Source organism: Pseudomonas sp. NPDC089534 (assembly GCF_044749305.1).
Taxonomy (GTDB): domain Bacteria; phylum Pseudomonadota; class Gammaproteobacteria; order Pseudomonadales; family Pseudomonadaceae; genus Aquipseudomonas; species Aquipseudomonas ekonensis.
In genome coordinates, this window is record NZ_JBIVHR010000050.1 from 24947 (window position 1) to 45145 (window position 20199).

17 protein-coding genes are annotated in these 20199 nt (G+C 66.2%); 7 read left to right on the forward strand and 10 right to left on the reverse strand.

Features of this window, described 5'->3' with window-relative positions; genetic code table 11:
• The first annotated feature begins 203 nt into the window (after positions 1-203).
• The 3 genes from ACIP0B_RS16625 (at position 204) to mgrA (ending at position 4920) form a co-directional block, all read left to right on the forward strand.
• On the forward strand, positions 204-2429 hold the full coding sequence (locus ACIP0B_RS16625) for a TonB-dependent receptor (protein ID WP_400833782.1): 2226 nt from the start codon (positions 204-206) through the stop codon (positions 2427-2429).
• A 1-nt stretch (position 2430) separates the two neighbouring features.
• Positions 2431-3750, forward strand: coding sequence for an LLM class flavin-dependent oxidoreductase (locus ACIP0B_RS16630; protein ID WP_400833784.1), 1320 nt, complete (start codon positions 2431-2433; stop codon positions 3748-3750).
• 132 nt (positions 3751-3882) lie between these two features.
• Positions 3883-4920, forward strand: coding sequence for an L-glyceraldehyde 3-phosphate reductase (gene mgrA / locus ACIP0B_RS16635; protein ID WP_217894118.1), 1038 nt, complete (start codon positions 3883-3885; stop codon positions 4918-4920).
• 303 nt (positions 4921-5223) lie between these two features.
• Here the strand turns inward: mgrA and tauD are convergent, their stop codons facing one another.
• The 7 genes from tauD to ACIP0B_RS16670 all read right to left on the reverse strand — a co-directional run bounded on the left by tauD (position 5224) and on the right by ACIP0B_RS16670 (position 13522).
• Positions 5224-6066 carry a taurine dioxygenase gene (gene tauD, locus ACIP0B_RS16640; RefSeq protein ID WP_400833787.1) on the reverse strand — a complete coding sequence of 281 codons (843 nt, stop codon included), beginning with the start codon at positions 6064-6066 and terminating at the stop codon, positions 5224-5226.
• Between the two features lie 108 nt (positions 6067-6174).
• Complete coding sequence (gene tauC, locus ACIP0B_RS16645) at positions 6175-7014, reverse strand: taurine ABC transporter permease TauC (protein WP_400833788.1); 840 nt, start codon at positions 7012-7014, stop codon at positions 6175-6177.
• On the reverse strand, positions 7011-7805 hold the full coding sequence (gene tauB / locus ACIP0B_RS16650; protein WP_400833791.1) for a taurine ABC transporter ATP-binding subunit: 795 nt from the start codon (positions 7803-7805) through the stop codon (positions 7011-7013). The genes tauC and tauB overlap by 4 nt, the downstream gene beginning before the upstream one ends.
• Before the next feature lie 16 nt (positions 7806-7821).
• Positions 7822-8799 carry a taurine ABC transporter substrate-binding protein gene (gene tauA / locus ACIP0B_RS16655; RefSeq protein WP_400833793.1) on the reverse strand — a complete coding sequence of 326 codons (978 nt, stop codon included), beginning with the start codon at positions 8797-8799 and terminating at the stop codon, positions 7822-7824.
• A gap of 215 nt (positions 8800-9014) precedes the next feature.
• Complete coding sequence (gene gshA, locus ACIP0B_RS16660) at positions 9015-10598, reverse strand: glutamate--cysteine ligase (protein ID WP_400833796.1); 1584 nt, start codon at positions 10596-10598, stop codon at positions 9015-9017.
• A 216-nt stretch (positions 10599-10814) separates the two neighbouring features.
• Positions 10815-11198 (reverse strand): PaaI family thioesterase, encoded by a 384-nt coding sequence (locus ACIP0B_RS16665; RefSeq protein ID WP_400833798.1) that lies wholly within the window; start codon positions 11196-11198, stop codon positions 10815-10817.
• Positions 11198-13522 carry a Tex family protein gene (locus ACIP0B_RS16670; protein ID WP_400833800.1) on the reverse strand — a complete coding sequence of 775 codons (2325 nt, stop codon included), beginning with the start codon at positions 13520-13522 and terminating at the stop codon, positions 11198-11200. The genes ACIP0B_RS16665 and ACIP0B_RS16670 overlap by 1 nt, the downstream gene beginning before the upstream one ends.
• Before the next feature lie 360 nt (positions 13523-13882).
• Between ACIP0B_RS16670 and ompR the strand changes: the two genes are divergently transcribed.
• Together ompR and ACIP0B_RS16680 are read left to right on the forward strand one after the other, a co-directional pair.
• Positions 13883-14623: a two-component system response regulator OmpR gene (gene ompR / locus ACIP0B_RS16675; protein WP_400833804.1), complete on the forward strand. Its 741-nt coding sequence runs from the start codon at positions 13883-13885 to the stop codon at positions 14621-14623.
• A gap of 101 nt (positions 14624-14724) precedes the next feature.
• The gene (locus ACIP0B_RS16680; RefSeq protein ID WP_400833807.1) at positions 14725-16038 is read left to right on the forward strand and encodes an ATP-binding protein; all 1314 of its coding nucleotides are present in this window, start codon (positions 14725-14727) and stop codon (positions 16036-16038) included.
• Positions 16039-16191: 153 nt separating this feature from the next.
• Here ACIP0B_RS16680 and rimK read toward each other — a convergent pair whose 3' ends face one another.
• Both rimK and ACIP0B_RS16690 read right to left on the reverse strand, forming a co-directional pair.
• Entirely contained in the window at positions 16192-17097 is a 906-nt protein-coding gene (gene rimK, locus ACIP0B_RS16685) for a 30S ribosomal protein S6--L-glutamate ligase (RefSeq protein WP_065257794.1), read from the reverse strand.
• The gene (locus ACIP0B_RS16690; protein ID WP_170930020.1) at positions 17094-17540 is read right to left on the reverse strand and encodes an ATP-dependent zinc protease; all 447 of its coding nucleotides are present in this window, start codon (positions 17538-17540) and stop codon (positions 17094-17096) included. Before ACIP0B_RS16690 ends, rimK begins: the two co-directional genes overlap by 4 nt.
• Positions 17541-17751: 211 nt before the next feature.
• Here ACIP0B_RS16690 and ACIP0B_RS16695 point away from each other — a divergent pair, with 211 nt between their 5' ends.
• The gene (locus ACIP0B_RS16695; RefSeq protein ID WP_400833810.1) at positions 17752-18159 is read left to right on the forward strand and encodes an RNA-binding S4 domain-containing protein; all 408 of its coding nucleotides are present in this window, start codon (positions 17752-17754) and stop codon (positions 18157-18159) included.
• Positions 18160-18257: 98 nt separating this feature from the next.
• Here ACIP0B_RS16695 and ACIP0B_RS16700 read toward each other — a convergent pair whose 3' ends face one another.
• A complete protein-coding gene (locus tag ACIP0B_RS16700; protein WP_400833813.1) occupies positions 18258-19058 on the reverse strand; it encodes a phosphatase PAP2 family protein in 801 nt (266 codons plus the stop codon).
• Positions 19059-19161: 103 nt separating this feature from the next.
• Between ACIP0B_RS16700 and hslO the strand changes: the two genes are divergently transcribed.
• Positions 19162-20064, forward strand: a complete 903-nt coding sequence (gene hslO, locus ACIP0B_RS16705; RefSeq protein ID WP_085581958.1) for an Hsp33 family molecular chaperone HslO — start codon at positions 19162-19164, stop codon at positions 20062-20064.
• Positions 20065-20199 lie beyond the last annotated feature (135 nt).

Sequence of the window (20199 nt, forward strand, 5' to 3'; positions counted from 1 at the left end):
GCTCGATCCCTCTAAAAACCAAAAAGCATATAAACGTAATTTTTCAGTATTGGACGCTCTATATCGGGCTTGCCGATACTGCCGATGTTAGCGCTAACAACGCATCTTGTCCGCTACTCGCCCAAGCGAATGCCCAAGACACCGATTCAGGCGCTGCCGTCGCAGAACGGCAGCGGTTCAGGGCCATTTTCGAGCGGGCGACCATGCACAAGATTTCTGGGGCGACACACACACTGGCGCAGTCCGTCCGCACGGCGGGCTGGCTGTTCACCGGGCTGGCGGCACTGCCGCTGCCCACCGCTTTCGCGGCCGACGGCGACGGGCAGGAGCCGACGCTCAAGCCCGTCACGGTCACCGCCACCCGCCGCGAGGCGTCGCTGCAGCAGGTGCCGGTGGCGGTGTCGGTGATCGACGGCGAACAACTGGAGCGCGACAACCGCAACGGCGTGGCGGGCATCGTCCAGCAGGTGCCGTCGCTGAATTTCCGCACCGGCGCCTCGAACAAGGACACCTCGCTGTTCGTGCGCGGGGTGGGCACGATTTCCACCTCGCCGGGCGTCGAGCCGACGGTGGCCACGGTGATCGACGGCGTGGTCTACGCCCGGCCGGGCCAGGCCACCCTCGACCTGCTGGACCTTGCGCGCGTCGAAGTGCTGCGCGGTCCCCAGGGCACGCTGTTCGGCAAGAACGCCTCGGCCGGCGTGCTCAACATCACCAGCCAGGCGCCGACCCGCGAGACCCACGGCTACATCGACCAGGCCTACTACAGCGGCAACGAAAGCCGCACCCGCTTCGGCATCGGCGGCAGCCTGGTGCCGGACACGCTCAAGGGCTCGGTCAGCACGCTGTTCGGCACCTACGACGGCAACGTCGACAACAAACGCAACGGTCAGGAGGTCAACGGCTACAACCATCGCGGGGTGCGCGGCAAACTCGAGTTCACCCCGAACGACGACGTCACCTTCACCCTGATCGGCGACTACATGCAGTCCCACGACGACGGGCCCAACGGCGTGGTGACGAAAGCGCTGACCCCGGCCTTCGCCAACGCCTTGCGCCCGGTCGGCGCGAGCGACCACAACCGCGACATCAACACCGACACCCGCAGCCACGTCGAAGACATCAACAAAGGCCTCTCCGGCCAGCTCGACTGGCGCCTGGGCGACTACACCCTGACCTCGATCACCGCCTGGCGCGGCTGGGACAACACCCAGTACCAGGACGGCGACCGCCTCGGCACGGTGACGGCGGCGTTCCCCGGCACGGCGGACAAGGGCGACCTGGCCTTCGACCAGTATTCGCAGGAGCTGCGCCTGGCCTCGCCCAAAGGCGAATTCCTCGAATACGTCGGCGGCCTGTTCTACATGCACGGCAAGGACGAAGAGACTTACCGGCGCACGCTCACCACAACGACCCGCACCGACCGCGGCGTCGCCGACTACGGCACCACCAGCGACAGCTACGCGGTGTTCGGCGAGACCACGCTCAACTTCACGCCGGACTTTCGCGGCATCGCCGGCCTGCGCTACACCCACGACGATCTGGAGTACGACCACCGCCGGGTGTCCACTTCCGCAACGGCGGTCAGCGGCATCCAGCCGGGGACCGGCAGCTCCGGTTCGGTGGACGAGGACGGCTGGTCGGGCCGGCTCGGCGTGCAGTACGACCTGAGCGACGCCGTCACCACCTACCTGACCTACTCGCGCGGCTACAAGGGCCCGGCGTACAACGTGTTCTTCAACATGCAGCCGCGCGACACCGAAGCGCTCAAGCCGGAAACCTCCAACACCTGGGAGGCCGGGATCAAGGCCACGTCGTGGAACAACCGCCTGACCACCAACCTGGCGGTGTTCCACAGCGACTACGACAACTACCAGGCCAACTTCTTCGACACCGTCGCGGGCCAGGTGGTGACGCGCCTGATCAACGCCGGCAGCGTCAGCACCGAAGGCGTCGAGCTCGACTACGCCTTGCAGGCGACCCGGCAACTGAAGCTGTCCGGGGCATTTGCCTACACCCGTGCGCGCATCGACGAATTCGCCTGCCCGGCGGGCGCGGCGGCCTCGTGCAACGTCAACGGCAAGCCGCTGCCGTTCAGCCCGGACTGGAAAAGCTACGTGCGCGCCGACTACACCATCCCGCTGGACAACGGCCTGGATATCGAACTGGGCACCGACTACAGCTGGCAGAGCGAAGTGCAGTACGACATCAGCCAGAACGCCGACACGAAGCAGGGCGCCTACGGGATCTGGAACGCCAGCGTCGCCCTGGCCGACTACGCCAGCGGCTGGCGCGTGGCCCTGCTGGGCAAGAACCTCACCGACAAGTCCTACTCGCCGCTGCTCGCCAGCGGCGGCAACTACATCTACCGCGCCGTGCCCCGCGACGACGAGCGCTACTTCGGCGTGCAGCTGCGCAAGGATTTCTGACATGGGCAGACAGTTGAGCCTCGGCGCATTCCTCATGGCCACCGGACACCACGTCGCCGCCTGGCGGCATCCCGAGGTGCCGGCCGATGCCGGCCTGGATTTCGCCCGCTACAAGCATCTGGCGCAGATCGCCGAGGCGGCGAAGTTCGATGCGCTGTTCGTCGCCGACAGCGTGGCCGCTCCGACCCAGCCCATCGCCAGCCGCATGGCGCGCTCGGACCATTTCGAGCCGCTGACGCTGCTGTCGGCCCTGAGCGCGGTCACCGAGCGCATCGGCCTGATCGCCACCGCCACCACCAGCTACAACGAGCCGTACCACGTGGCGCGCAAGTTCGCCTCGCTCGATCACCTGTCCGGCGGCCGGGCGGGCTGGAACCTGGTGACCTCGGACAACGCCGCCGAAGCGCTGAACTTCGGCCGCGACGAACACCTCGGCCATGCCGAACGCTACCGCCGCGCCCGTGAGTTCCATCAGGTGGTCACCGGGCTCTGGGACAGCTGGCAGGACGACGCCTTCCTGCGCGACAAGGCCAGCGGCGCGTACTACGACCCGGCCAAGCTGCATGTGCTGGATCACGTCGGCGAGCATTTCCGGGTCAAGGGCCCCCTGAACGTGGCGCGCTCGCCCCAGGGGCAGCCGGTGATCGTGCAGGCGGGCTCATCGGAGGCCGGGCGCGAACTGGCGGCGCAGACCGCCGACGTGGTGTTCACCGCGCAGGCCTCGCTGGCGCACGCCCAGGCGTTCTACGCCGACCTCAAGGGCCGTCTGGCCCGGTACGGGCGCAGCGCCGATTCGCTGAAAATCATGCCGGGTGTGTTCGTCGTGGTCGGGCAGACGGAAGCGCACGCGCAGGAAAAATGTGAAACGTTTCAGCAATTGGTCGAACCCGAGGTGGGCGTGGCCTTGCTTGGGCGTATGCTGGGCAACTTCGATTTGTCGAAGTACCCGCTGGACGGACCGTTGCCTGAACTGCCGCTGACCGACAGCGGCCAGCGCAGCCGCCAGGCGCTGCTGACGGAACTGGCCGGCCGGGAGCGGCTGACGCTCGCCGAACTGGGCCGCCGGGTCGCCGGCGGACGGGGCCATTACAGCCTGGTCGGGACGGCTTCGCAGATCGCCGACCGCCTGCAGGAATGGTTCGAGCAGGGCGCGGCGGACGGCTTCAACGTGCTGGTGCCGCACCTGCCGGGAGGGCTTGAGGATTTCGCCCGCGGCGTGGTGCCGGAACTGCAGCGGCGCGGGCTGTTCAGAACCGAGTACGGGGGCCGGACCCTGCGTGAGCACCTGGGCCTGGCCCGGCCCGGCAATCGATTCGCGTAGAGATTGTGTGGCGAGGGAGCTTGCTCCCGCCGGGTGCACCGGCGGTCGCTGCGCAACCGAGCGGGAGCAAGCTCCCTCGCCACAGGAAATGTCCGACCGACAATGGCTGAAACTCAAGCAAGAGAGGATTCGATGACTTACACCGCTGCCGAAAACCGCTACGACGCCATCCCTTACCGCCGCGTGGGCCGCAGCGGCCTGGTGCTGCCGGCGCTGTCCCTGGGCCTGTGGCACAACTTCGGCGACAGCACGCCGATCGACACCCAGCGCGCCTTGCTGCGCACGGCGTTCGACCTGGGGATCAACCACTTCGACCTGGCCAACAACTACGGCCCGCCCTACGGCAGCGCCGAGATCAACTTCGGCCGCCTGCTGCGCGAAGACTTCAAGGGCTACCGCGACGAACTGATCATCTCCAGCAAGGCCGGCTGGGACATGTGGCCGGGCCCTTACGGGCAGGGCGGCGGCTCGCGCAAGTACGTGCTGGCCAGCCTCGACCAGAGCCTGCAACGGCTGGGCGTGGACTACGTGGACATCTTCTATTCGCACCGCTTCGATCCGGACACCCCGCTGGAGGAGACCGCCGGCGCCCTCGCCACCGCCGTGCAGCAGGGCAAGGCGCTGTACGTCGGCATCTCGTCGTATTCCGGGGTGAAGACCCGCGAAATCGCCGCGCTGCTCAAGGAATGGAAAGTGCCGCTGCTGATCCACCAGCCGGCCTACAACCTGCTCAACCGCTGGGTGGAAAAGGACCTGCTCGACACCACCGACGAACTCGGCACCGGGGTGATCGCCTTCACCCCGCTGGCGCAGGGCCTGCTGACCGACAAGTACCTCAACGGCGTGCCGGCCGATGCGCGGGTCAACCGTCCGGGCGGCGGTTCGCTGCAGGCCTCGCACCTGTCCGAGGCCAACATCGCCCATGTGCGGGCGCTGAACGAAATCGCCCGGCGTCGCGGCCAGAGCCTGGCGCAACTGGCGCTGGCCTGGACGCTGCGCGACCCGCGGGTGACCTCGGCCCTGATCGGCGCGAGCCGGCCTGAGCAGATCATCGAGAACGTCGGGGCGCTGAAGAACCTGAGCTTCAGCGCCGAAGAGCTGGCGGAAATCGACCGGTTCGCCCAGGAGGGCGGGATCAATCTGTGGGAGAAGCCGTCGACGGCCGAGTAAGCGTCAGGCGCCGGATCCTGCGGCGCCTGTCACACCGTCATCGCCAGCAGGCTGGCTCCCACAGGTTTTCCTGGTGTCCGCAGGATCCATATGCGCCGCAAGACCCTGTGGGAGCTGGCTTGCCAGCGATGAGGCCGGCACTGCCGACATCTTTGGTGACAGACCCGCCGCCATCGCCGGCAAGCCGGCTCCCACAGGTATCCCTGGTGTCCGCAGGATCCATATGCACCGCAAGACCCTGTGGGAGCTGCGGTGCGACGACTCGACTTGCCAGCGATGGGGCCGTCGCCGGCGACGCAGCCGTCAGCGAAAGAACGGCACATCCCCCAGCACCGTCGCCCGCTGCATCACCCGCCGGGCCGGGCGGTAGTCGTCCACCGCGTAATGCTGGGTCACGCGGTTGTCCCAGAACGCGATGTCATCCTTCTGCCAACGCCAGCGGATCGTGAACTCCGGACGGGTGGCGTGGGCGAACAGGAACTTGAGGATCGCCTCGCTTTCGGTCTCCGACAGTTCATTGATCTTCGAGGTGAAGCCTTCGTTGACGAACAGCGAGCGGCGCCCGCTCACCGGGTGGGTGCGGATCACCGGGTGCGACAGCGGCGGGTTCTTGCGCCGCGCCTCTTCCCACTGCGCCAGCGCTTCGGGCGTGTTGCCGTAGCGTTCCAGCGGAAACGAGCGGGTGAAATCGTGGGTGGCGGTCAGCCCTTCGAGCAGGGCCTTCATCGGCGCCGACAGCGCTTCGTAGGCCGCGATGCCGCTGGCCCACAGGGTGTCGCCGCCGTACTCCGGCAGGAGCTTGGCGCTGAGCACCGCGCCCATCGCCGGGGTCGGCAGGAAGGTCACGTCGGTGTGCCAGATCGCGTTGTCGCGCACGTCGGTGACGGCGGTGTCGAGGATCAGCACCTCGGGCTGTTCCGGCACGTTGGGGTAGATCGGGTGGATGTGCAGGTCACCGAAGTACGCCGCGAAGCGTGCCTGTTGCGCAGGCTCGATGGGCTGGTCGCGGAAGAACAGCACCTGGTGCTTGAGCAGCGCCTGGCCGATGGCGTCGCGCTGCTCCTGGCTCAAGGGCTGGCTGATGTCGACGCCGCTGATCTGCGCGCCGAGGGCCGGGCTTAAGGGAACGATGTTCAGGTCGCTCATGGTGCTCTCATCAATGTTCGGGGTGGGGGCGGTTCAAGCGGTGGGAGCGCCTGTCTGCGGTGCCTGGACTGGCGCCATCGCCAGCAGGCGGGCTCCCACGAGGAAAAGTCAGTGGGCCTGGCCGTGCCACGGCACCAGTCTGCGTTGCAGGGCGCGCAGGCCCATTTCCATGGCGAAGGCGATCAGGGCGATGACCAGGATCCCCAGCACCACCACGTCGGTCACCAGGAACTGCGCCGCCGACTGCACCATGAAACCCAGCCCGCTGGTGGCGGCGATCAGTTCGGCGGCGACCAGGGTCGACCAGCCCACGCCGAGGCCGATGCGGATGCCGGTGAGGATGTCCGGCAGGGCGCTGGGCAGGATCACGTGGCGGATCAGTTGCCCGCGGGTGGCGCCCAGCGACTGGGCCGCCCGCAGCTTGGCCGGGTCGACCGTGCGCACGCCGGTGGCGGTGGCGATCGCGATGGGGGCGAAGATCGCCAGGTAGATCAGCAGCACTTTCGACACCTCGCCGATGCCGCACCAGATCACGATCAGCGGCAGGTAGGCGAGCGGCGGGATCGGCCGGTAGAACTCGATCAGCGGATCGAGCACACCGCGGGCGATGCGGTTGGCGCCGATGGCGATGCCCACCGGCACGGCGGTCAGGATGGCGAAGCCCAGGCCCAGGCCGATGCGGCCGAGGCTCGCGCCCAGGTGCTGCCACAGGGTCGAGTCCATGTAGCCGCTGGTGGCCAGCAACCAGCCCTTTTGCAGCACGGCGGCGGGCGGCGGCAGGAACAGCGGTTCGATCAGGCCGGTGGCGGTCACCGCCCACCAGGCCAGCAGCAGGGCGAGCAGGGTCAGCACACTGATCCAACGGGTGCTCAGGCTGCGCCGCGCCGCAACGGCGGTCGAGGGTTTGGCGGGTTTCACCGTGGCGGCGGAAACGTCGTAGCTGCTCATGCGCGCTCCTGTAGCCGGACGGCGTTGCGTTGGGAGAACACTTTGCCGAGCACGTGTTCGCGGGTTTCGATGAAGCGCGGGTCGGACTTGATCGACCGCGCCGGTTCGCCGGCGGCGTAGCGCTGGCCGAAGTCCAGGTGCAAGCGTTCGACGATCTGGCCGGGGTTGGGCGCCAGCAGGATCAGGTCGGTGGCGAGGAACACCGCCTCTTCGATGTCGTGGGTGATCAGGAACACCGGTTTGGCGGTGCGTTGCCAGACCTGCAGCAACAGCTCCTGCATCTGTTCGCGGGTGAACGCGTCGAGGGCGCCGAAGGGTTCGTCCATCAGCAGCACGCGCGGATCGGCGGCCAAGGCACGGGCCAGGCCGACGCGCTGCTTCTGGCCGCCGGAGAGCTGCCAGACGCGGCGGCTCTCGAAGCCGGCCAGATCCACCAGGGCGAGCATTTCCCGGGCGCGCTGTTCGCGTTTGTCCTTGGCGGCGCCGGCCAGTTCGAGGCCGAAGGCGACGTTGGCCAACACGTCCTGCCAGGGCAGCAGGGCGTCGTCCTGGAACACCACGCCGCGTTCGGCGCCCGGTCCCTTGACCGGCACGCCGTCGAGGGTGATGCGCCCGGCGCTGGGGTCGACGAAACCGGCGATCAGGTTCAACAGCGAGGTCTTGCCGCTGCCGGACGGGCCGAGGGCCACCAGCAGTTGCCGGGGGCCGAGGGTCAGGGAAACATCCGACAACACCGGTTCCGGGCTGCCGGGGTACTGTGCGCTGATGCGCTCCAGCGAAAGCAAGGCCATCGCGGTCGACTCCCGATCAGTTGGTGATGTACTTGGCGCTGACGTAAGGGGCGTAGTCCGGCAGCACGGCCTCGACCTTGCCTTGCTCCTTGAGGAACACGGCGGTGTCGGTGATGGCCTTGGTGGTCGGCGCGCCGAGGTCGTTGACCTGATCCGCCGCCAGCGGGTAGACGTTGCCTTGCAGCAGCAGCGGAATGTCGCTGGCCTTGGCGCCGGACAGCTTCACCAGCTTGTCGATGTTGCTCGGGTCGGCGAGCCAGGCTTTCGGGTCCTTGCGGTAGTCGGCGTAGGCGTCGAGGGTTACCTTGGCGAACGCGGTGACGATCTCCGGATGCTTCTGCGCGAAGTCCTTGCGCACGATCCACGCATCGAAGGTCGGCGCGCCGAACTTGGCCAGCTCGCCGGAGGTGATCAGCACCTTGCCGTTTTCCTTGGCCACGCCCAGGGCCGGATCCCAGACGTAGGTGGCGTCGATGTCACCGCGTTTCCACGCGGCGATGATCGCCGGCGGCGCGAGGTTGAGCACGGTGACTTTCGACGGGTCGATGTTCCAGTGCTTCAGGGCGGCCAGCAGGCTGTAGTGGCCGGTGGAGACGAACGGCACGGCGATTTTCTTGCCGACCAGGTCCTGCGGCGTCTTGATGCCGGCGCCGTCGCGGGCGACCAGCGCTTCGGCGGCGCCGATCTGGGTGGCGATGAGGAAGGTCTCGACCGGCACCTTGCGGGTGACCGCCGCGGTCAGGGGGCTGGAGCCGAGGTAGCCGATCTGCACGTCGCCGGAGGCGATGGCGGCGATGATGTCGGCGCCGTTGTCGAACTTGCGCCAACTGATGTCGGCCTTGGTGGCTTTCTCATAGGCGCCGTCGGCCTGGGCGACTTTCGCCGGGTCGACGGTGGTCTGGTAGGCGACGGTGAGGTCGGCGGCCTGGGCCAGGAAACTGGCGGCGGCCAGGGAGGCCACAGCCAGCAGGCGAAGCGGGGTATTCAGTTTCATGGGAGAGCTCCTTGTCAGGCCACCGGTCGTCGGCGTGAAAGGAGACTAAATGATCTAAGAATCTAAAAATAAATAACTTTTTAGAATTAACTTATGAGCGGAAAAATCTAAAGCCCTGTGGGGAGGGAGCTTGCTCCCGCTGGGCCGCGGAGCGGCCCCAAACTTTAGGCTGCTGTGCAGCCGGGCGGGCGCAAGCTCCCTCGCCACAGGGTCGGCTAGTTGCTGATCGCCAGGATGCTCGCCTGGTAGGCACCCACGAACACATCGAAATCACCGACCTCGTTCTGTTCCAGCTCCGCCTGCTGCTCCAGCGACGAGCGCGCCAGCGCTTCGAACCGGGCCTGTTCCTCGGCGGCCAGCGGCTCGCTGCGGAAGAAGTCGGCATGGGCCTGGCTCTGGCGCAGGGAGAACTGCGCGAAGCTTTCCTTGTGCGCGGCCATCGCCGCCAGCACCTGGGCCGACGGGGTCAGCGACGGGTCGCTGACCTTGGCCCGCTGCGCATCGAGCGCCTTGGCGTGGGCATCGCCGCCCTGGCTGCGGTCGAGCATCGCCGCCAGCGGCGCGATGTGCTCCAGCAGTTCGGCCGCCCATTGCTTCATGTCCACCGGTTGGCCGTCACGCTGCAATTGCAGTCCGGGACGCCGGCCTTCCTTGACCACGCTGAGGAAGTTCGAGGTGGCGTTGCCGCAACTGGTGCCGGTCAGCAGCGGGCTGTCGTTGAGCGCGCAGTACAGCAGGAACGCGTCGAGGAAACGCGCCTCGGTGACGTCGATGCCCATCGGCAGGAACGGGTTGATGTCCAGGCAGCGCACTTCGACGTACTGGATGCCGCGGGCCATCAGCGCCTGGATCGGCCGTTCGCCGGTGTAGGTCACGCGTTTGGGGCGGATGTTGGAGTAGTACTCGTTTTCGATCTGCAGGATGTTGGTGTTCAGCTGCACCCACTCGCCGTCCTGGTGCGTGCCGATCTCGACGTACGGCGCATACGGCGTGGCGACGGCCTTGCGCAGGCTGTCGGTGTAGCTGGACAGGTCGTTGTAGCACGGCGTCAGGCCGGCCTGGGCGTTGCTCTGGTAACCCAGGTCGCTCATGCGCAGGCTGGTGGCGTAGGGCAGGTACAGGGTGTCCGGATCCAACTGTTCGAGCTGGTGCGGGCGGCCGCGCAGGAAGCCTGCGTCCAGCGCCGGCGAAGCGCCGAACAGGTACATCAGCAGCCAGCTGTAGCGGCGGAAGTTGCGGATCAGGGCGATGTAGGACGCGGACTGGAAGTCGCGGTCGCTGCCTTCGAAGCCCTCGGCCTGCTTGAGCAGCGGCCAGAGCCCTTCCGGCAGGGAAAAATTGTAGTGGATCCCGGCGATGCACTGCATGGTCTTGCCGTAGCGCAGCGCCAGGCCCTGACGGTAGACGTACTTGAGCCGACCGATGTTGGAGGTGCCGTAGTACGCGATCGGGATGTCTTCCTCGGCCGGCAGCGGGCACGGCATCGACGGGCTCCACAGGTACTCGTTGCCGAGCTTGCTGTAGGCGAAGCGGTGGATGCGCTCCAGGCTGGCCAAGGTGTCGGCCGGGTCGGGCAGGGCAGGCGTGATGAACTCCAGCAGCGACTCGGAGTAGTCGGTGGTGATCTGTTCGTTGGTCAGCGCGGAACCCAGGGCCTCGGGGTGCGGCGTCTGCGCCAGGCGGCCCTCGCCGGTCACGCGCAGGCATTCGCGTTCGATGCCGTGCAGGCACCGCTCGAGCAGGGAGAGGTTGGCGCGCTCGCCGAGCAGGGCCAGGCGGCGGTTGAGAAGTTCGCTCAATTTGGATTCCTTCACGCGTCAGTCGCCCCAATATGGGGGTGGGCAGGACGGTCTACAAGGGTGAAGTTGAAACTGGCGTTTTCGCCTGGTTTTCGGGCCATGAAAGCCCCTTTGGAAACGCCGACTCCAGTCCCTGAATCTGGCTGATGCACGCGCACGGAAAATTTCGGCGCTGCGGTCACAGCGCCGAAATTAACTCAAATCGGTGACGGCTAGCTACAGGACAGCGAACGTGCCTTGCGCTTTTGCGACCAGCTTGTCGCCCTGCATGACGTCGGCCTCGACCACCAGCGTGCGCCGGCCCGGGTGGATCACCCGGGCCGTGCACAGCACCTCGCCGTCGGACACGGCGCGGATGTAGTTGATCTTGCACTCGATGGTCGCGCTCTGCTGGTCGAAGCCGTGGGTGCTGGAGCAGGCCAGCCCCATGGCGATGTCCACCAGGCTGAACAGCGCGCCGCCGTGCAGCTTGCCGCCGCGGTTGCGCAACTGCGGCTCCAGCGCCAGGGCGACTTGCGCCACCCCGGTCTCCAGGCTGTGCAGACGGCAGCCCAGCAGCTTGAAGAACGCGCTCTCGACGAGCCCGGCCGGAATGTCCATCACTTCTTCTTCAACTGCTTGGCGTTGGCGAACAGGGACGCCATGGCGTTGTTGGCCGGTGCGGCGGTGGCGGTTTCCTTGCGCGGCGCGTTGTTCGAGCCCTGGCGCGGCGCCGAACCCGGACGCGAGCCGCGGGCGCCGTCGATCTTCTCGCCCGGCGTGTCGCTCATGCGCATCGACAGGCCGACGCGTTTGCGCGGGATGTCGACTTCCATGACCTTGACCTTCACCACGTCGCCGGCCTTCACCGCTTCGCGCGGATCCTTGATGAACTTCTCCGACAGGGCCGAGATGTGCACCAGGCCGTCCTGGTGCACGCCGATGTCGACGAACGCACCGAACGCCGTGACGTTGGTCACCACGCCTTCGAGGATCATCCCCGGCTGCAGGTCCTTGAGGTCCTCGACGCCTTCCTGGAACTCGGCGGTCTTGAACTCGGGACGCGGGTCGCGGCCCGGCTTGTCCAGTTCCTGGAGGATGTCGGTGACGGTCGGCAGGCCGAAGGTCTCGTCGGTGAACTTCTTCGGATCCAGGCGCTTGAGGAACCCGGTGTCGCCGATCAGCGAGCGGATGTCGCGGTCGGTCTCGGCGGCGATGCGCTTGACCAGCGGATAGGCTTCCGGGTGCACGGCCGAAGCGTCCAGCGGGTTGTCGCCGTTCATCACGCGCAGGAAGCCGGCGGCCTGCTCGAAGGTCTTCTCGCCCAGGCGGGCGACTTTCTTCAGCGCCGCGCGGGTCTTGAACGCGCCGTGCTCGTCACGGTGGGCGACGATGTTCTGCGCCAGGGTGGCGTTGAGGCCGGAGATGCGCGCCAGCAGGGCCACGGACGCGGTGTTCACGTCCACGCCCACGGCGTTCACGCAGTCCTCGACCACGGCGTCCAGGCTGCGCGCCAGCTTCAGCTGCGACACGTCGTGCTGGTACTGGCCGACGCCGATGGATTTCGGATCGATCTTCACCAGTTCCGCCAGCGGATCCTGGAGGCGGCGGGCGATGGACACCGCACCGCGGATCGACACGTCCAGGTCCGGGAATTCCTTCGCGGCCAGTTCCGACGCGGAGTACACCGATGCGCCGGCCTCGGACACCATGACCTTGGTCATCTTCATGGCCGGGTATTTCTTGATCAGCTCGATGGCCAGCTTGTCGGTCTCGCGGCTGGCGGTGCCGTTGCCGATGGCGATCAGGTCGACCGAGTGCTTGGCGCACAGGGCCGCCAGGATGGCCAGGGTCTGGTCCCACTTGTTGTGCGGCACGTGCGGGTAGACCGTGGCGTGGTCCAGCAGCTTGCCGGTGGCGTCGACCACCGCGACCTTGCAGCCGGTGCGCAGGCCCGGGTCCAGGCCCAGGGTCGCGCGCGGGCCGGCCGGGGCGGCCAGCAGCAGGTCGTGCAGGTTGTGGGCGAACACGTTGATCGCTTCGGTTTCGGCGCCGTCGCGCAGCTCGCCGAGCAGGTCGGTCTCAAGGTGCGTGTAGAGCTTGACCTTCCAGGTCCAGCGCACCACTTCGCCCAGCCACTTGTCGGCGGGACGGTTCTGGTTCTGGATGCCGACGTGCTGGCCGATCATGCCTTCGCACGGATGCAGGGTGCCCGGCAGCTCTTCGCCGACCTTCAGGGCCGAGCTGAGGATGCCTTCGTTGCGGCCGCGGAAGATCGCCAGGGCGCGGTGCGACGGCATGCTCTTGAGCGGTTCGTCGTGTTCGAAGTAGTCGCGGAACTTGGCGCCTTCCTCTTCCTTGCCGGCGATCACGCGGGCGCTGATCGTGGCTTCCTGCTTGAGGAAGGTGCGCAGTTTCTCCAGCAGGCCGGCGTCTTCGGCGAAGCGCTCCATGAGGATGTACTTGGCGCCCTCCAGGGCGGCCTTGGCGTCGGCGACGCCCTTGTCGGCGTCGATGAAGCGGGCGGCTTCGGCTTCCGGCGCCAGCGACGGGTCGTTGAACAGGCCGTCGGCCAGCTCGCCGAGGCCGGCTTCCAGGGCGATCTGGCCCTTGGTGCGGCGCTTCTGCTTGTACGGCAGGTACAGGTCTTCGAGGCGGGTCTTGGTGTCGGCGAGCTTGATGTCGCGTTCGAGGGCGGGGGTGAGCTTGCCCTGCTCCTGGATGCTGGCGAGGATGCTGACGCGCCGTTCGTCGAGTTCGCGCAGGTAGCGCAGGCGCTCTTCCAGATGACGCAACTGGGTGTCATCGAGGCTGCCGGTCACTTCTTTCCGGTAACGGGCGATGAAGGGAACGGTAGAGCCTTCATCGAGTAGCGCGACGGCCGCTTCGACCTGTTGCGGGCGTACACCGAGTTCCTCGGCGATGCGGCTGTTGATGCTGTCCATAAAACCACCTGACAAATTGTGAAAGCAGGCCCGCAGGCGTGAAAAAAGGCCCGGAGCCTGGTTGAGCGGCCTGGCGCTTGCCGCTGCCTGGGCCAAGGGAGCAGTCCATTGACCCGTGAAACCGAACGATTACTGCGGTGGGCATGAAAAATAGGAAGTGGCCACCAACGGTAACGATTCAGACGTTGCCTGGCACAAAAGGCCGCGCATTATAACCGGCGTTCTGTCATTCGGGGGCGTCGAGCCGTGTAGGCGCAAGCCCCGGTTTTCTGGCAGTGAAGGAAAAATCTGCTAACAATGCACACGGTGCGTATAACGGCAGCTACGCCATAATGCGCGCCGAGCTAAAAGGAGCATCCAATGAGCAGCACTGCACAAACTGCTGAAGGCGAAAAAATTCTCATCGTTGACGACGATCCGGGGCTGAGCAGCCTGCTGGAACGCTTTTTCGTCAGCAAGGGCTACCGTGCCCGCGCCGTACCGAACACCGAGCAGATGGACCGTCTGCTGTCCCGCGAAGTGTTCAACCTGGTCGTCCTCGACCTGATGCTGCCGGGCGAAGACGGCCTGACCGCGTGCCGTCGCCTGCGCGCAGCGAACAATCAGATTCCGATCATCATGCTCACCGCCAAGGGCGACGAGCTGAGCCGCATCAAGGGCCTGGAACTGGGCGCCGACGATTACCTGGCCAAGCCGTTCAACCCCGACGAGCTGATGGCCCGCGTCAAGGCGGTGCTGCGCCGTCAGGCGCCGGCCGTGCCGGGCGCACCGGGCAGCGAGGACGAAAGCGTCACCTTCGGCGATTACGTGCTGTCCCTGGCCACCCGCGAACTCAAGCGCGGTGACGAAGTGCACATGCTGACCACCGGCGAGTTCGCGGTGCTCAAGGCGCTGGTGATGAACGCACGCCAGCCGCTGACACGCGACAAGCTGATGAACCTGGCCCGTGGCCGGGAATGGGATGCCCTGGAGCGCTCCATCGACGTGCAGATTTCCCGTCTGCGCCGGATGATCGAGCCGGATCCGTCCAAACCGCGCTACATCCAGACCGTCTGGGGCGTGGGTTATGTGTTCGTGCCGGACGGCAACTCCACCAAGTGACCGGTGTTCTGCAGAAGCGGGTCTGACGGGCGATCGCCCACAGACTCGCCCTCCGCAATATGCGAGCATGGCTCGCTCCTGCAAGCGTGTAGCGGCTATCCATGAAAACCCCCGTCTGGTTCCCCCAAAGTTTCTTCTCCCGCACCCTGTGGCTGGTGCTCATCGTCGTGCTGTTCTCCAAGGCCCTGACCCTGGTTTACCTGCTGATGAACGAGGACGTGCTGGTGGACCGCCAATACAGCCACGGCGTCGCCCTGACGCTGCGCGCCTATTGGGCGGCCGACGAGGAGAACCGCACGAAGATCGCCGATGCCGCGACCTTGATCCGGGTGGTGGGCGCCGGCGTGCCGGAAGGCGAGCACCACTGGCCGTACAGCGAGATCTACCAGCGCCAGATGCAGGCGGAACTGGGGGCCGACACCGAAGTGCGCCTGCGCATGCATTCGCCGCCGGCCTTGTGGGTGCGCGCGCCGAGCCTCGGCGACGGCTGGCTGAAGGTGCCGCTGTACCCGCACCCGCTGCGCGGCCAGAAGATCTGGAACGTGCTCGGCTGGTTCCTCGCCATCGGACTGTTGTCCACCGCGTCGGCGTGGATCTTCGTCAGCCAGCTCAACCAGCCGCTGAAGCGCCTGGTCTATGCGGCCCGGCAACTCGGACAGGGCCGCAGCGTGCGCCTGCCGATCAGCGACACCCCCAGCGAGATGACCGAGGTGTACCGCGCCTTCAACCAGATGGCCGAAGACGTGGAGCAGGCCGGCCGCGAGCGCGAGCTGATGCTGGCCGGGGTTTCCCATGACCTGCGCACACCGCTCACCCGGCTGCGCCTGTCGCTGGAGCTGATGGGCGACCGCACCGACCTGACCAACGACATGGTGCGCGACATCGAAGACATGGACGCGATCCTCGACCAGTTCCTGGCCTTCATCCGTGACGGACGGGACGAGACGGTGGAGGAGGTGGACCTGAGCGACCTGGTGCGCGAGGTGGCGGCGCCGTACAACCAGAACGAAGAGAAGGTGCGCCTGCGCCTGGAGCCGATCCAGCCGTTCCCGCTGCGTCGGGTGTCGATGAAACGCTTGCTCAACAACCTGATCGGCAACGCGCTGAACCATGCCGGCAGCGGCGTGGAAGTGGCGGCCTACGTGTCCGGCGACACCAGCGCCCCGTATGTGGTGCTGAGCGTGATGGACCGCGGGGCGGGGATCGACCCGGCGGAGCTGGAGGCGATCTTCAACCCGTTCACCCGCGGCGACCGCGCACGGGGCGGCAAGGGCACCGGGCTGGGCCTGGCGATCGTCAAGCGGATCGCTTCGATGCACGGCGGCAACGTGGAGCTGCGCAACCGCTCCGGCGGCGGGCTGGAGGCGCGGGTGCGGTTGCCGCTGGGGCTGATGCTGCCGCGGGATGCGGTCTGACAGGCCAGTCGTTCCGTGGGGCTGACGGCCTCATCGCGAGCAGGCTCGCTCCCACATTGATCCGAGTCGTTCACCGCTAATGCGAACGGCGCGGAACCTGTGGGAGCGAGCCTGCTCGCGATGGCGGCCTTGCGGCCGCCTCTTCTGTGAAGGTCAGCCCTTGCCCTTGGTGCGGGTCATGTTCGGCCCGCCGTTCTTCTCGAGGTGCTCGATGATGATCCCCGCCACGTTCTTGCCGGTGGTGGTCTCGATCCCCTCCAGGCCGGGCGAGGAGTTCACTTCCATCACCAGCGGCCCGTGATTGGAGCGCAGGATGTCCACGCCCGCCACCGTCAGCCCCATCACCTTGGCGGCCCGCAGGGCGGTCATGCGCTCTTCGGGAGTGATCTTGATCAGGCTGGCGCTGCCGCCGCGGTGCAGGTTGGAGCGGAACTCCCCCGGCTTGGCCTGGCGCTTCATCGCCGCGATCACCTTGTCGCCGACCACGAAGCAGCGGATGTCCGCGCCGCCTGCCTCCTTGATGTATTCCTGCACCATGATGTTCTGCTTCAGGCCCATGAAGGCCTCGATCACGGACTCGGCGGCGGTCGCGGTTTCGCACAGCACCACGCCGATGCCCTGGGTGCCTTCCAGTACCTTGATCACCAGCGGGGCGCCGTTGACCATGTCGATCAGGTCGGGAATGTCGTCCGGCGAGTGGGCGAACCCGGTCACCGGCAGGCCGATGCCCCGGCGCGACAGCAGTTGCAATGAACGCAGCTTGTCCCGCGAGCGGGCGATGGCCACCGATTCGTTGAGCGGAAACACCCCCATCATCTCGAACTGGCGCAACACCGCGCAGCCGTAGAACGTCACCGACGCGCCGATCCGCGGGATCACCGCATCGAAGCCTTCCAGCGGCTTGCCGCGGTAGTGGATCTGCGGCTTGTGGCTGGCGATGTTCATGTAGGCGCGCAAGGTGTCGATCACCACCATTTCATGCCCGCGTTCGGTTCCGGCTTCGACCAGACGGCGGGTGGAATACAGACGCGGGTTCCGCGACAGCACAGCGATCTTCATGCAACACCTGTGGAGGAGGTAGATACCGGGAACACCGGCTTGTCTTGTACATACTTGACGCCCGGACTGACCACCAGCTGGCCGTCGATCAGGGCTTTGGAACCGAGCAGCAGGCGATAGCGCATGGACTTGCGGCAGGCGAGGGTGAATTCGACCGGCCAGACCCGGTCGCCCAGGGCCAGGGTGGTGCTGATCACGTAGCGCACCTGGGCCTGGCCGTTGGAGCTCTTGATGGTTTTGCGGGTGACCAGCGGCGCCTCGCAGCGCCGGTGGCGCAATTGCACCACCGTGCCCAGGTGCGCGGTGAAGCGCACCCACTTCTCGCCGTCGCGCTCGAACGGCTCGATGTCGGTGGCGTGGAGGCTGGAGGTGCTGGCGCCGGTGTCGATCTTCGCCCGCAGGCCCGCCACTCCCAGATCCGGGAGCGCCACCCACTCGCGCAGACCGACGACGGTCAAATGGTCAAATGTCTTCAAAAAAATGCTCAGCCGGTGAGACCGTCCGGCCCGGGGGCCGCAATGGCGGTATTCACGCAGAATAAGGGTTAAAAGGCGACAGATATCTGCGGGCCGGATTGTAATCCCGGACGGCGCCGTTCATGGCACGACAGAAACGGTAGTACAGTTCACCAATATTTCAGAATGAGGAAAATCCATGGCACAAAAAAGCGAAGAGGACGACAAGGTCCGTCTCGACAAATGGCTGTGGGCGGCACGTTTCTACAAGACCCGTGCGCTGGCCAAGGCGGCCATCGAGAGCGGCAAGGTGCATTGTCGGGGGGAGCGTTGCAAGCCTGGCAAAGAGCCACGCATCGGCGATGAATTCGAGATCCGCACCGGCTTCGACGAGCGCACGGTGGTGGTTCAGGCGCTGTCGATCGTGCGCCGTGGCGCGCCCGAGGCACAGGCGCTGTATGCCGAGACCGACGCCAGCGTCGCCAAGCGCGAAGCGGCTGCGGCGATGCGCAAGGCCGGCGCGCTGGGGGTGAGCACCGACGGCAAGCCGAGCAAGAAACAGCGGCGCGACCTGTTCAAGTTTCGTGGGAACAGCAGCGGCGAATAGCGCCGCTGTTTCTGTGGCTTCAGGGCAGGCCCGGTCGAACGCTGTTCGATCAGTGCGGGAGCGAGCCTGCCCGCAATCGAGTTGAGGACAACGCGTTATCAGACGCCGCGCACCACACTCATCCGCGACACCACGGGCAACTTGCCCAGCAGGTCGAAGACCGGCGCCGTCGCCTTCAGCCAGAAGTTCGCGGCATGGTGCGCGAACGGTGTGCAGTAGCCCCAGCCCAGCGCCCACACGGCCAGCAGCAGGCCGCCGATGTAGTCGTCCTGGCCCCAATGCGCGCCGGCCACCAGCCGCGGCAGCATGAACAGCAGCGCCAGGCCCCAGACCGTCAGGCGCTGGCCGGTGGTGCGGCTGAACACGCCCATGAACAGCGCCCAGATCAGCAGCACCGAAGCGTGGTCACCGGGGAAACTCTGGCTCGAGCGGTCCTTCAGCTCCCAGGTCTTTTCCAGGTGCGGGAAGAAATCGCTGATGTGCACCGCGCCCTCCAGCACCATCGACGGGCTGCTGTGCTGCCAGCCCATGTGGTCGGCGAACTTGGAGAACAGGGCGCGGATGACCACCATCAGCAGCAGGATCGAGAAGAAACCGAAGAAGGCGCGGCGCACGTCGGTGGCCTTGAAGACCCAGTCGCCCTTGATCAGCAGCGTCAGGAGGATCAGGCCGACCACGATGTCGAAAGGGCGCAGACTTGCAATTGCCCAGATGTGGAGCCATATGGGGTTGCTGGCCAATGGCGCGTTGAGTGAGCGGAACAGCCACTCGTCGAAAACCGAACACAGCATCTGGCCCGTGGGCCATAACCAGAAAGCCAGCAGTGCCAACGGCACCGCGTTGCACAGAACCAGCCGGCCGAGGTTCCACCTTGATTGGAACAAACCCGGATTGTTCATAAAATGCCTCCCGTGGCAGAACGAGCGCACCAAAAAGGGTGCCAAGAAGCGCAAATTTTCATCTCTTGTAACCATTTTGTCATCTTATTCAGATACCGAGCCCATGACCGATTTCCCGGATACCGACTACACCCAACGCTTCATCTTCGATGACAGCGACACCCGCGGCGAACTGGTGGCGCTGGAGCGCAGCTACGCCGAAGTCCTCGCCAAGCACCCCTACCCGGAGCCGGTCGCGCAACTGCTGGGCGAACTGATGGCGGCCGCCTCGCTGCTGGTGGGCACCCTGAAGTTCGACGGTCTGCTGATCCTTCAGGCCCGTTCCGAAGGCCCGGTGCCGCTGCTGATGATCGAGTGCTCCAGCGAGCGCGAGATCCGTGGCCTGGCCCGTTACCACGCCGATCAGATCGCGCCGAACGCGTCCCTCGCCGACCTGATGCCCAACGGCGTGCTGGCCCTGACCGTCGACCCGACCGCCGGCCAGCGCTATCAGGGCATCGTCGACCTCGACGGCGAGACCCTGTCCGACTGCTTCACCAACTACTTCGTCATGTCCCAACAGGTCGGCACCCGCTTCAAGCTGTACGCCGACGGCCGCCGCGCCCGTGGCCTGCTGCTGCAGCAGTTGCCGGCCGACCGCCTGAAGGACGAAGAGGAGCGCGCCGCGAGCTGGCAGCACATCACCGCGCTGGCCAGCACCCTGACCGCCGACGAACTGTTGAGCCTGGACAACGAAACCGTGCTCCATCGCCTCTACCATGAAGAGCAGGTGCGCCTGTTCGACGTGCAGAAACTGCGTTTCCGCTGCAGCTGCTCCCGGGAGCGTTCGGGCAATGCGCTGGTCAGCCTGGGCCTGGAGGATGCGCAGCAGTTGGTGGCCGAACACGGCGGCCAGGTCGAGATCGATTGCCAGTTCTGCAACGAGCGTTACCTGTTCGACGCGGCGGATATCGCTCAATTGTTCGCCGGCGCGGGTGTCGAGACACCGTCAGATACCCGGCACTAAAACGGTTCAGCGCAGGTAAATTCACTGCCTGATGACGGAATAACGCCGTTACGACGGGAGGGCCCTACTCTTTTTGGGCTTTTCTGGCATAATCCGGCGCACTTTTTTCGCGGTAGTAGAGCACGACTTTCTACT